Consider the following 12,878-nt stretch of genomic DNA (forward strand, 5'->3'; position numbering starts at 1 on the left):
GACCTGGAGGATGTCGAAGGGGCGCAGGGGGATGGGCGGGGGGAACAGCTGGAGTTCGTACGCGTCCTTGAACGCGGCGATGAGGCGGCGGGGCGCGGTGAGGATGTGGTCCGAGCGCGACACCGCCAGCGGCGCGATGAGGAAGTAGGGCACGCGCACGGCGATGCGGCGCGGGGGCAGGCCGCGCTGGGCCAGGGCCAGGTCCACCGCGCCCACGCCGTCGCCCTTGGGGCTGATGAGGATGTGGGACAGCTTCAGGTAGGTGTCCACGTCCAGCTTGCGGCGCACGGTGGGGTGGTCCTTGCGCACCACGCAGACGAAGTCCTCGGTGAGGAGCTTCTGCTGGCGCAGGCCCGGCCCGGACGGCACGGGCGCGACGATGATGGCCAGGTCCACCTCGCCCGTCTCCAGGTGGCTGGGGAAGGTGTTGCTGTCCACGTGCAGCACGCTCAGGTCCACGCCGGGGGCCTCGCGGCCCAGGAGCTCCAGCGCGCCCGGCAGCAGCACCGACCCGAAGAAGTCGCGCGTGGCCACGGTGAAGCGGCGGGTCGCGGTGGCGGGCTCGAACGCGGGCTCGTCGCGCAGGGCCCGCCGCAGCTCCGCCAGCCCCCGCTTGAGCGGCGCGGCCAGGGCCTGCGCGCGCGGCGTCAGCACCATGCCGCCCCGGCCGCGGATGAGGAGCGCGTCGCCCAAGAGCTCCCGCAGCTGCGCGAGCGCGTGGCTCATCGCGGACTGGGTGAGGCCCACGCGCGCGGCGGCGCGGGTGACGTGCACCTCGTGCAGCAGCGCGTCCAGCGCCACCATCAGGTTGAGGTTGATGCCGGAGAGGTCCACCTCCGCGAAGGAGGGCGCTGGGGTTTCATGAGCGCGGCGCATGGGCGCATGCATAGCATGCAGTGGCCTCATGCAGGGCGCGGGGGCACTGTTGAGCCATCTCGCGGTCGCTGGAGGCACCCCATGTCCATCGTCATCAACACCCCGAACAGCAACATCGGCCGTCCCCTCGTGGAGCAGCTGCTGAAGGCGGGCAAGCAGGTCACCGTCATCTCTCGCACGCCGGAGAAGGTGGCGGACCTGGTGAAGCTGGGCGCGAAGGGGGTGCAGGGCTCCATCGACGAGCAGGCCACGCTGGACGCGGCGCTCGCTGGCGCGGAGGCGTTGTTCTGGCTGTCTCCGCCCGCCATCCGCCCGGACTTCCACGACTGGTCGAAGGCCAACGGCCAGCGGGCCGCGGAGCGCGTGAAGGCGCACGGCGTCAAGCGCGTGGTGATGCTCTCCAGCGTCGGCGCGCAGAGCGGGGCCGGCACGGGGCCGGTGTCCGCGATGAAGACCATTGAAGAGGCCTTCCAGGCGGCGGCGCCCCACGTCGTCAGCCTGCGCGCGGGCTTCTTCATGGAGAACCTGCTGCGCGACGTGCAGGGGCTGGCGAAGGCGGGCGCGCTCTTCAGCGCGAACCCGGAGACGAAGGCGTTCCCCATGGTCGCCACGGCGGACATCGCGGCCAAGGCCGCCGAGGTGCTGCTGGATCCGTCATGGACGGGCCACCGCTACGTGGGGGTGCACGGGCCCCAGGACCTCACCTATCCGGAGGTCGCCAGCATCCTCACCCAGGTGCTGGGCCAGCCCGTGAAGTACGTGCGGGTGGGGCTGGAGGACCTGCGCAAGGGCATGGCGGGCGCGGGCATGCCGGCCTTCGCGGTGGACACCTTCGTGGAGATGTACGGCGCCATCCTGGACGGGCGCATGGACCCGGCCGAGCCGCGCTCGAAGGAGACCACCACGCCCACCACGCTGGCGGAGTTCGCCAGCACCGTGCTCAAGCCGGCGGTGGAGCAGGCGCGCGCGTCGTGACGGTGTCGCCCGGGTGGGGACCCGGGTACAACGTGACTGGTCTTGTCTGGGATTGAGAGCCTGAGAATCCAGGGGGTTGGGTCCTGGCCTGGGGATTGCGTTGAGCGCGGGCCATTGCGCTCAACACCATCCCGTCCGGCACGAGCGCCGCCGTGTGTGCCGGACTGACAGGCGTGCTCGACATGAGAAGACCGGTGGTCGTGTGGCTGTGCCTCTTGCTGGGGGTGACGGCGTGTGACGGTGTTGCCTCACGTCCGCGCGAAGAGGTGGGAGTCACTTCGGAGTCACGGCTCGGCGCCAACCCAGGGGCGGCTGAAGCCCGGAGCGCGGCGGTGCGCGCGTGGCGGGAGGCGCCGTCGGAAGCCGGGGCCCGCGCGTTGGCGCACGCGTACTTTCCGGAGTGGGCGCCCGGTGGTGACGCCGTGGGTTCGGACGCGTCGCCGTCGGCCCTGCGCGTGACGGTGCCCCAGACGGCCACGGGGACGCTGGAGGTGGAGACGCGGGGCCTGACGTTCCGGGCGAGGCGGCACGGCGTGGAAGAGCAGGGCGTCCCGTTGAAGGACCGCGCCGCCGCGCCGCACTTCTGGGCGCAGGTGGGGGCGCGTTCGACGGACGCGTCCGGCCGCTGGGTGACGTCCCGCGTGGAGGAGTACGACGTCGCGCCGGAGGGCGCCGTCGAGCACCGCGCGCGCTACACGGTGGAGGTGCCCGAGGGCATCGTCACGGTGCGCGACCTGGGGGACTACCTGGAGTTCGCGGACGCGCAGGGTGTGCCCCAACTGCGCATGCACGCGCTGGTCGCGCGAGACGCGGAGGGGCTGAGCCGCGAGGGCACGGTCCAGTTGCACGGCGCGGTGCGCGTGCCGGGCGCGGGGCCGGCTCGCTACGCGCTGACGGGACGAAGCCTCGACGTGGCGATGGCCGTGGACCTGCGCGGGATGCAGGGGCCCGTGGTCGTGGATCCGGGCTGGTCATCGACGGGCAGCATGGCCTCGAACCGCATGAACCACACGGCGACGCTCCTGCCTTCGGGCAAGGTGCTCGTCACGGGTGGACGGTCGACCTACGTCCAGTCGACGGCGATGCGCACGGTGGAGATCCATGACCCGTTGTCCGGAACCTGGGCCGGTGTCGCGCCGATGGCGGAAGGACGCGTGTTTCACACCGCGACGATGCTCACCTCGGGACGGCTGCTCGTGGCGGGCGGAGTCACCTCCACCGCGGAGGGCGTCGCGACAAGCGAACTGTTTGACCCGGAGACAGGGAGCTGGAGCCCCGCGGACGTCATGACCACCAGTCGTGCCTTCCACACCGCGACGCATCTCCAGGATGGACGCGTGTTGGTGGCGGGCGGAATCGCGCCCGGTGGTGCGAGGCATGCATCCGCGGAGGTGTTCAATCCCGCGACGGGGAGCTGGAGCCCGGTCGCGAACATGGCGGTAGGGCGGTCCCATGCCATCGCGACGCTGCTGCCATCGGGGGCGGTGCTCGTGAGTGGAGGAGGCACGGTCAATACCGCTGAGATGTTCAACCCCACGACGGAGCAATGGGAGCCCGCGGGCGCCCCTTCCGTGAATCGACAGAGCCACGCCGCGACGCTGCTCCCAGATGGAAAAGTCCTGGTCAGTGGCGGCTCGATCACGGGCGGCACGACGTTCCTGGCCTCCACGGAGCTCTTCGACCCCTCCACGCGGCTCTGGAAGACCCAGGCGTCGATGGGGACGGCGCGGTGCTGGCACTCCTCGAGCCTGCAGCCTGATGGTTCCGTGCTGGTGCTTGGCGGTTCGTCCGTGGATCAGCCCAACAACAGCGGCTACTACAACGTGTTGGCCACCTCCGAGATTTATGTTCCTGCGAGGGGAACCTGGCAGCAGGGCAGCTCACTCAATAAAGGCCGTGCGCAACACACCGCGACGCTGTTGCCCTCGGGACGCATCCTGGCCACGGGAGGCGTCTATCAAGTCTACGGGGTTGGCCAGACCTATCTGAACACCGCGGAGGTGCTGGAGTCCGCGGGGCAGTGGAGCCAGGCTCCAGCCTTCGGCGCGCCGCGCATGAAGCACACCGTGACACCGCTTCCGTCCGGCCAGTTGTTGGCCGTGGGAGGCGAGGATGCCAGCGGGGCGCTCTCCACCACGGACCTCTACGACCGTCACGGGGCACGGTGGGGAGGGGCTGGCTGGATGCTCAGGCCGCGCACCCAGCACACCGCGACCCTGCTGCCCTCGGGCCGCGTGCTCGTCACCGGAGGCTCGGATGGGTTCGCGCCCGTCCCCGAAGCGGAGCTGTATGACGCGGCCTCCAGCCAGTGGCTGCCCGCGGGCCGGATGTCCGTGGAGCGCGCGCGGCACACCGCGACCCTGCTGCCTTCCGGCAAGGTGTTGGTGACGGGCGGCAGGAGCTACTACGGCGTCCACGCCACCGTGGAGCTGTATGACCCGCGCAGCGGCCTGTGGACCGCCGCGAGCCCCATGGCCGTGCCGCGCGCCTCGCACACCGCCACGCTGCTGCCCAACGGCAAGGTGCTGGTCGCGGGCGGCACCAACGGCACCGCGCCGCTCAACACCGCCCAGGTCTACGACCCGGCCACGGACACGTGGGGCGCCGTGCTCACGATGCTCACGGCCCGGGAGGATCACACCGCGACCGTGCTGGCCTCCGGCAAGGTGCTGCTCGTCGGTGGCATCACCACCGGCGGCGGGGCCACGGCCGAAGTGGAGCAGTTCGATCCAGGCCTCAACTCCTGGGCCCGCCTTGCCCGACTGGGGGTCCCGCGCGCGGGCCATGCCGCGACGCTGCTGCCCTCCGGCGATGTCGTCATCACAGGAGGCCACAGCGGCGCGGAGAGCTACTTCAACAGCGTCGAGCGCTTCGAGGCCACCACCGCCACCTGGGACTTCCTGGCCCCCATGGTGACCGCGCGCACGGGACACGCCGCGACGCTGCTGCCCACGGGAGAAGTCCTGGTCTCCGGCGGACGGAACAGTACGGTGCTCGCGTCCGTGGAATCCTTCGACCCCGTGTCCGCGGTCGCTTCCGCGCGGCCCACGCTCGACGCGCCTCGCATCCTGTCGCCGGGTGCCACGTTCATCGCGACGGGCACCCGGCTGCGGGGCCCCTCTGGAGGCAGTGGCGCCAACACCGGCTCCTCCGCGAACGACGCCCCCGTCGTCCGGCTGATGAACGTGGAGAGCGGAGCTGTCTTTGGGGTGAAGGGCGTGACGGACTGGCAGGACGGCAAGCAGTTCTCCGCGCGCGCTCCAACGGTCCCTGCCGGACAGTACCTGTTGCTCGTCACGGTCCAGGGCGTCACCGGCGGACGCATGGTGCGCGTCACCGACGAGAACGCCGCCCCCGTCGCGCTCAACGCCTCCCTGTCCGTGTCGAAGAACACGCCCATCGCCGTGACGCTGAATGGCGTGGACGCGGACTCGGACTCGCTGACGTACGCCATCGTCCAGGCGCCCCAGCACGGCACGCTGTCCGGCGCGGGCGCATCCCACGTCTACACGCCCCAGCCCGGCTACAGCGGCCTCGACACGTTCACCTTCCGCGTGAGCGACGGCGTCGCGGACTCCAACCTGGGCACCGTGACGCTGCGGGTGAGCAACTCCATCCCGGTGGCGCTCGCCTTCGCCGTCACGACCTCCAAGGCGAAGCCCGTGCAGCTCACGCTCTCCGGCCAGGACGGCGACGGAGACGCGCTCACCTTCCGCGTCCTCACCCAGCCCTCGCGCGGCACGCTGTCCGGCACCGCGCCGGACCTGACGTACACGCCCAACGCGGGCCACACCGGCACGGACTCCTTCACCTACCGGGTGAATGACGGGACCATCGACTCCTGGCCCGTGACCGTGACGCTCGGCACCGTGAACCTGGCCCCCGTGGCACGAAGCGCGTCGCTCACCACCGTGGTGGGGCAGGGCGTGCCCGTCACCCTGGAGGCCACCGACGCGGATGGAGACACGCTGACGTACAGCGTGCTCCAGCTCCCCGCGCACGGCACGCTCTCCGGCACCGCCCCCCACGTCATCTACACGCCGCAGGCTGGCCACGAGGGCCCCGACACCTTCACCTTCCAGGCGCATGACGGCACCACCGCGTCCCCTCCCGCCACCGTCACCCTCACCACCGTCGCGCAGGTGCCTCATGCGCCCGCGGTGCCCGTGCTCCGCTCGCCCGCCGACAGCGCGCTCGTGTCCTCGGGTGAGGTCACCTTCACGTGGGACGCCTCGCTCGACCCGGAGGGCGACGCGGTCAGCTACCGGTTGGAGTTGAGCCGTGACGGTGCCGTCATCGCGTCGCTCAACGCCGCGGGCACGACGCTCACGCTGCCCGGGACGCTGTCACCCGGCACGTACACGTGGCGCGTGGAGGCGCAGGACTCCCAGGGACACCGCAGCGGCTTCTCCCCGCCCGCGTCCTTCAACGCGATGCCGGCCACGCTTGGGCGGATGTCCGGCGGACAGGGGCTCGCGGAGGCGGAGAACGCCCCCGGCGGCTTCGCGTGCTCGGCGGGGGGCCCCTCGGGGTGGGCCCCCTGGCTCGGGACCCTCGTCGTGCTCGCCTGGGGCTTGCGGCGCCGGCGCGTCCGGTAGTCCGGTGACGCCGCGGACGCTCCGCCCCACGCGCGGGGCGTCCGCCCGTTCCCTCGCATCAGGAACAGGAGGGGGAAACGTCCGCTTCCCCGTCCCCTCCCTGAGAACTGGTGCACGATGGGGGCCTGCCGGAGATTGCTCCGGTACGGTCACCCCACGGAAGAAGAGCGCACCATGGACGAGCAACGCCCCGCCACGCCCCCGGCCCGGACGGACCCCTCCATCGACCTGCTCCACCAGCGGACCCGCCAGCCGCTGGAGGTCCTCTTCTCCCCCCGCAGCGTCGCGGTGGTGGGGGCGAGCGAGCGGCCCGGCAGCGTGGGCCGCACCGTCCTCTGGAACCTCATCAGCAGCCCGTTCGGCGGCACCGTCTACCCGGTGAACCCGCAGCGCCCCAACGTGCTCGGCATCAAGGCGTGGCCTTCCTTACGCGCGCTGCCGGAGGCCGTGGACCTGGCCGTCATCGTCACCCCCGCGAAGTCCGTGCCGGCCATCATCCGCGAGTGCGCGGAGGTCGGCGTGAAGGGCGCCATCATCATCTCCGCGGGTTTCAAGGAGACGGGCCCGGAGGGCGCGAAGCTGGAGCAGGAGGTGCTGCACATCGCGCAGGCCGCGAACCTGCGCATCATCGGCCCCAACTGCCTGGGCGTGATGCGCCCCACGAGCGGCTTCAACGCCACCTTCGCCAAGGGGATGGCCCGCCCAGGCAACGTGGCCTTCATCAGCCAGTCCGGCGCGCTGCTCACCTCCATCCTCGACTGGAGCCTTCGCGAGGCCGTGGGCTTCAGCGCCTTCGTCTCCGTGGGCTCCATGCTGGACGTGGGCTGGGGAGACCTCATCGACTTCCTCGCGGATGATCCGATGACGCGCTCCATCCTGCTGTACATGGAGTCCATCGGCGACGCGCGCGCCTTCCTGTCCGCCGCGCGCGAGGTGGTCCTCACCAAGCCCATCATCGTCATCAAGGCCGGCCGCACCGCGCAGGCCGCGCAGGCCGCCGCGTCCCACACCGGCACGCTCGCCGGCAGCGACGAGGTGCTCTCCGCAGCCTTCCGCCGCGCGGGCGTGCTGCGCGTGGACTCCATCGAGGACCTGTTCCACATGGCGGAGGTGCTGGCCCGCCAGCCCCGGCCCTCCGGCCGCAGGCTCACGCTGCTCACCAACGCGGGCGGCCCCGCCGTGCTCGCCACGGACGCGCTCGTGTCCGGCGGCGGTGAACTGGCCGTGCTGTCCGACGACACCCGGAAGCAGCTGGACGGCTTCCTGCCGCCGCCGTGGAGCCACGCCAACCCGGTGGACATCCTGGGAGACGCGGACGCGGAGCGCTACGCGAAGGCGCTGGAGACCACCGGCGCGGACCCCAACAGCGACGGCCTGCTCGTCATCCTCACCCCGCAGGACATGACGGAGCCCACCCAGACGGCGGACCGCCTCAAGGGCTACGCGAAGCTGCCCGGCAAGCCCGTGCTCGCCAGCTGGATGGGGGGCTCCGAAGTGGCCGCCGGCGAGCGCATCCTCAACGACGCGGGCATCCCGACCTTCGGCTACCCGGACACCGCGGCCCGCGTCTTCAACTACATGTGGCGCTACTCGGACAACATCGCCGGGCTCTATGAGACGCCCACGCTGGCGGAGGAGCCCACCGGCGGAGGCCGCGACGTGGCGCGCGCCCTGGTGGACGAGGCCCGCGCCTCCGGCCGCATCCTCCTGTCCGAGTACGAATCCAAGCGCCTCCTGGCCGCCTACGGCATCCCCACCGTGGAGACGTGGCTCGCCCTGTCGGAAGACGAGGCGGTGGAGAAGGCCCGTGCGCTGGGCTTCCCCGTGGTGCTCAAGCTGCACTCGCTCACGGTGACGCACAAGACGGACGTGGGCGGCGTGCGGTTGGACCTGCGCGACGAGGCGCAGGTGCGGGAGGCCTACCGCGCCATCCGCGACGCGCTCACGGAGCGGGGCCTCCAGGACGCGTTCCACGGCGTCACCGTGCAGCCCATGGCGAAGCTGGACGGCTACGAGCTGATATTGGGCAGCAGCCTGGACGCGCAGTTCGGACCGGTGCTGCTCTTCGGCGCGGGCGGCACGCTGGTGGAGGTGATGCAGGACCGGGCCCTGGGCCTGCCGCCCCTCAACACCACGCTGGCGCGGCGGATGATGGAGCGCACGCGCATCCACCACGCGCTCAAGGGCGTGCGCGGCCGGGCCCCCGTGGACCTGGGCGCGCTGGAGCGGCTGATGGTGCGCTTCAGCCAGCTGGTGGTGGAGCAGCCCCTCATCCGCGAGCTGGACATCAACCCGCTGCTCGTCTCCGGCGAGCGCCTCATCGCGCTGGACGCGCGCGTGGTGCTGCACCCGCCGGACGTCCAGGCCGCGTCGCTGCCGAAGCTCGCCATCGAACCGTACCCGCACCAGTACGCGAAGGTGCTCACGCTGAAGAACGGCGAGCAGCTCCTGGTGCGCCCCATCCGCCCGGAGGACGAGCCCGCCATGGGCCGCTTCCACCAGGCGCTCTCCGAACAGACCGTGTTCATGCGCTACGCGGGCCTGATGAAGCTCAGCCAGCGCGTGGCCCACGAGCGCCTGGCGCGCATCTGCTTCAACGACTACGCGCGGGAGATGGCGCTCGTCGCCGAGCGGCCGTCGCCGGACGGGAAGGGCGGGGGAGAGATTCTGGCGGTGGGCCGGCTCACGCGCCTGCGCGGCACGAAGGACGCGGAGTTCGCCATCACCGTCAGCGACCCCGCGCAGCGGCTGGGCCTGGGCACGGAGCTGCTCCGGCGGCTGGTGGATATCGGGAAGGACTGGGGCCTGCGCCGCATCGTCGCGGACATCCTCACGCGCAACCGCGGCATGCAGGCCGTCAGCAAGAAGCTGGGGTTCACCCTCGTGGAACACGAGGAGCTGGCCCCGGACATGGTCAAGGCCGTGAAGGTGCTCCACGGCTGACCGTGCCCGGGGCTCCCCGGTGCTACGGGACTACACGTCGTCGCAGGGCGTGCCCAGCCGCGCGCCCGTGTAGACGCCCAGCTCGTTGTAGATGAAGGGCAGGTTCTCACCCACCGGCACCGCGCGCAGCTTCTGGCGCTTGCTCTTCACCACCCAGAACGACGGCTCCTCGCGGTCCACCACGAGGCGCAGGTCGCCGCCCTGCGTGGAGAAGATCTCTCCCTGCGAGTCGGTGACGACGTTGAGCATCTTCTGCTGCTTCACCTGGCCGCGCTGGCCCGTGAAGATGCGGAAGCTCTTGTTGTCCGCGCCGATGCCGCGCTCCACCAGGTAGTACACGCCCTTGTCGTCGCGCAGCAGCGCGTACGGCTGGAACTTCACCGGGCTGGGCTGGTAGGCGGCCTTGCGCAGGAGCTCCTTGGCCTGATCCGCCGGCACCGGCTGCTGCGGCAGGGTCTTCTCCCCGCAGCTGAGCGTGCACGTCTTCAGGTCCTCGCTGAGCTTCAGATACGAGACGACCCGGTAGTCCATGCCGCGGAAGTTGTCGTTGGCCTTGGGGTTGAAGAAGCGGGGCTCGAAGAAGCCGCCCTCCGTGGCGTTGGGGTAGCCCACGGGCGCCACCTGCGTGAACGTCTTGCCGTCCCCGTAGTACAGCTCGCCGTCGTGCTCGGGCGTCTGGGGCAGGAGGACCGTGTAGTGGCCCTTGCCGTCCGCGCAGACCTTCGCGGACTCCAGCACCATGCGGTCGCGCAGCTTCTCCTCCTTCTTCCAGGGCGGATCCAGCGCGAGCGCGGCTTGCGGGGCCAGGACGAGCCCCAGGGCGATGACCATGTGTCGAAGCGTCATTGTCAGTGGGCTTTCGTTCTAGAGGGTGTCGGTGAAGAAGGAGGTGGTGGCGTCCGGCTGGACCGTCTCACCGGAGGTCACGGTCCAGATGACCTTCTGGGCCTCCAGCTTCAGCGCGGCCTTCGCGTCCATGCGGCACTCCACCGTCTGGAGCTTCTGCTGGACGGTGCGCTTCGCCTCGTCGGAGCGCTCGCACAGCTTCTGGAGCGACTCCAGCGGGCCCGCGCAGTAGCTGCCGAAGGACATCTCGTTGATCTGCGCGTCCGTGATGGAGTCCCAGGACACGGTGGACGTCAGCTTGGAGCCGCACGCCTTGTTCGTCGCCGCCAGGGCCTCCGCGAGCTGCGTCTCCGCCTGGTTCGCCCAGAACTTGCGGTCGAACGCGAGCATCCCCTGGTACTTCTTGTCGCCTTCCAGGTCCGCGTAGCGCTCGAAGACCTTCTCCACCTTCAGCGCGCCCGTCTTGCCCGTGTCCGGCTTCAGGTGCGTGTAGCCCGTGTGGTTCACGCCGCTGAAGATGAGGTCCTCGTAGCCGCCCCGGTCCTCCACGGAGACGAAGCGCTGCTTGCGGCCGCGCCACAGCGTCCAGTACTCCACGGCGCGGCGGTCCTGGCCCACCGACGCGACCAGCACCTGACCGTCCAGCTCGCTCTTCGTGCCTTCGAACGCGACCAACGCCTTCTTCGCGTCACCGGGCTCCAGCGCGATGAGGGTGATCTTCTCGCCGGCCTCGTTGGAATACACCTTGCCGGTGACAGGCTTCGTGCCCGCCACCTCGCTGTCGGGCCGCACGCCCCGGGAACACCCCAGGGACAGCGCCACGACCCCCACTGCCAGTAGCACTCTCACGACGACTCCTTGGATTGCGGGCGCGCCCCCGCTCTGGAGTTTCCGCGCGCCCGGACGACCCTACAGGTCGATATCGTACTGCGAACAGTATTGTCGGACCCTTGGACGTTCCGTTGCCGGTACGCGGGTCCATTGTGCTCGCGCGTTCGCCAGGTCGTGCTGCTGGCAGTACACGCGGGTGAGCAGCGAGAACGACAGGCCGGTGATCTTCGTGCGCTGGCTGCGCCGGATGTGGCGCAGCGCTTCCGCCGTGTTCGACGCGTCCAGCGCCTTCTGCGCCGCCGCCAGGTCCTCGCGCACGCTGTCCGGCATGGACTCGGGGGCGACGCGAGGCTTCGGCTTCGTGTTCACCGTGGGCGGGTCCGCCGTGGGGTGCTTGGGCTCCTCCGGCTCCGTCTGCTGGGGCTCCGGGTCCACGGGCGGCTTCGTCTCCACCTGCTGCGTCACGACCACGGCGGGCGGCGGGGTGACAGGCGCCGCGGGCCGGGCTTGCGGCTGGGCCGGGGGATTCACCACGGCGACGGCGGGCGGCGTCACGTCCGGGCGCTTCCAGAAGAAGGCGACCGCGAACGCGATGATGACCGCCATCCCCACCGCCACGGCCACCGGCCACTTCGGGCGGGCGGGGGCCAGCGGCTGCGCGGCCAGGGACTCCGTCCGGGGCCCGGAAGCAGGAGGGGACGTATCCTGGCCGGCGTGGGGACGCATGCCCACCGTGGGGATGTGCTCCTCGCGGTCCGGCGGGCGCGGCGCCGAGGGCGGCGGGGCCGTGGGCGCGGTGGGGCGCGAGCGCTGCTCCGGCTTCATTTCCGCGAGCGTCTGGAGCGGGCTGCCCGTCAGCTCCAGGATGAACGCGCCCACGTCCGGGTAGCGGTCCTCCGGCTTCTTCGCCATCGCGCGGGAGATGGCCGCCACCACGTGCGGCGGCGTCCCGGGCGCCAGCGTCAGGAGCGGCGGGGGCTCCAGGTGGACGATCTGGTAGATGAGCTCCGCGACGTTCTCGCCGGAGTAGGGCGGCCGGCCCGCGAGCATCTCGTAGACGATGCAGCCGAACGCGAAGAGGTCCGTGCGCGCGTCCACGTTGCTGTTGTGGCCCATGGCCTGCTCGGGGGCCATGTACTGCGGCGTCCCCATCAGCACGGAGTCCAGCGTCATCACCGTGCGCGCGTCCACGAGCTTGGAGATGCCGAAGTCGAGCAGCTTCACGCGCTCGCCCACGACCCCGCCCGCTTCCGTGGGCACGAGGAACACGTTGCCCGGCTTCAGGTCGCGGTGCACCACGCCCGCGCGGTGCGCCGCCTGCAACGCCGCGCCCATCTGCCGCGTGATGGAGAAGACCTCCTCCAGCGGCAGCTGCTTCTGCTTGCGCAGCCGGCGCGACAGCCCCTCACCGCGCAGGTACTCCATCACCATGAAGGGCGTGCCGTCCTCCAGGGTGTCGAAGTCCAGCACCTCCACGATGTTCGGGTGCCCCAGCCGCGAGGCGATCTCCGCCTCGCGCCGGAAGCGCACCGCCACCTCCTCCGACAGCGCCTCCGCGCCGTGCAGCACCTTGATGGCGACCTGCTTGCCCGGCAGGCGCAGGTGGCGCGCGAGGAACACCGCGCCCATGCCGCCCTTGCCCAGCACGGTGCCAATCTCATACGTGGAGCGCAGGACCCGGCCCGTCGTCAACGGCTCGCTCTGCGCGGAGGTCGGTTCGGTTGGCTTTTGCATCGGCGGTCCAAATTCCTACTAAACCGGGCCGACACGATTGGAAAGCACCTGGGTCGAATCCTCCCCCCACGGGTC

7 protein-coding genes are annotated in these 12,878 nt (G+C 70.9%); 3 read left to right on the forward strand and 4 right to left on the reverse strand.

The window, feature by feature from the left end:
• On the reverse strand, positions 1-876 hold an 876-nt coding region (locus tag D7W82_RS20385; RefSeq protein WP_233587829.1), incomplete at its 3' end, for a LysR family transcriptional regulator.
• A gap of 81 nt (positions 877-957) precedes the next feature.
• On the opposite strand from D7W82_RS20385, the gene D7W82_RS20390 reads away from it, so the two are divergent.
• The 3 genes from D7W82_RS20390 to D7W82_RS20400 all read left to right on the forward strand — a co-directional run bounded on the left by D7W82_RS20390 (position 958) and on the right by D7W82_RS20400 (position 9,392).
• The gene (locus tag D7W82_RS20390) at positions 958-1,851 is read left to right on the forward strand and encodes an NmrA family NAD(P)-binding protein (protein WP_120619945.1); all 894 of its coding nucleotides are present in this window, start codon (positions 958-960) and stop codon (positions 1,849-1,851) included.
• A gap of 182 nt (positions 1,852-2,033) precedes the next feature.
• Entirely contained in the window at positions 2,034-6,449 is a 4,416-nt protein-coding gene (locus tag D7W82_RS20395; RefSeq protein WP_147439414.1) for a kelch repeat-containing protein, read from the forward strand.
• Positions 6,450-6,623: 174 nt separating this feature from the next.
• Positions 6,624-9,392 (forward strand): bifunctional acetate--CoA ligase family protein/GNAT family N-acetyltransferase, encoded by a 2,769-nt coding sequence (locus D7W82_RS20400; RefSeq protein ID WP_120619964.1) that lies wholly within the window; start codon positions 6,624-6,626, stop codon positions 9,390-9,392.
• Between the two features lie 30 nt (positions 9,393-9,422).
• Here D7W82_RS20400 and D7W82_RS20405 read toward each other — a convergent pair whose 3' ends face one another.
• The 3 genes from D7W82_RS20405 to D7W82_RS20415 are packed head-to-tail and all read right to left on the reverse strand — an operon-like array spanning position 9,423 to position 12,803.
• A complete protein-coding gene (locus tag D7W82_RS20405; RefSeq protein WP_233587830.1) occupies positions 9,423-10,238 on the reverse strand; it encodes a hypothetical protein in 816 nt (271 codons plus the stop codon).
• 18 nt (positions 10,239-10,256) lie between these two features.
• Positions 10,257-11,087, reverse strand: coding sequence for a hypothetical protein (locus D7W82_RS20410; protein WP_147439416.1), 831 nt, complete (start codon positions 11,085-11,087; stop codon positions 10,257-10,259).
• 60 nt (positions 11,088-11,147) lie between these two features.
• Positions 11,148-12,803, reverse strand: a complete 1,656-nt coding sequence (locus tag D7W82_RS20415; protein WP_120619949.1) for a serine/threonine-protein kinase — start codon at positions 12,801-12,803, stop codon at positions 11,148-11,150.
• Positions 12,804-12,878 lie beyond the last annotated feature (75 nt).

Source organism: Corallococcus sp. CA049B, from assembly GCF_003611685.1.
Classification (GTDB): domain Bacteria; phylum Myxococcota; class Myxococcia; order Myxococcales; family Myxococcaceae; genus Corallococcus; species Corallococcus coralloides.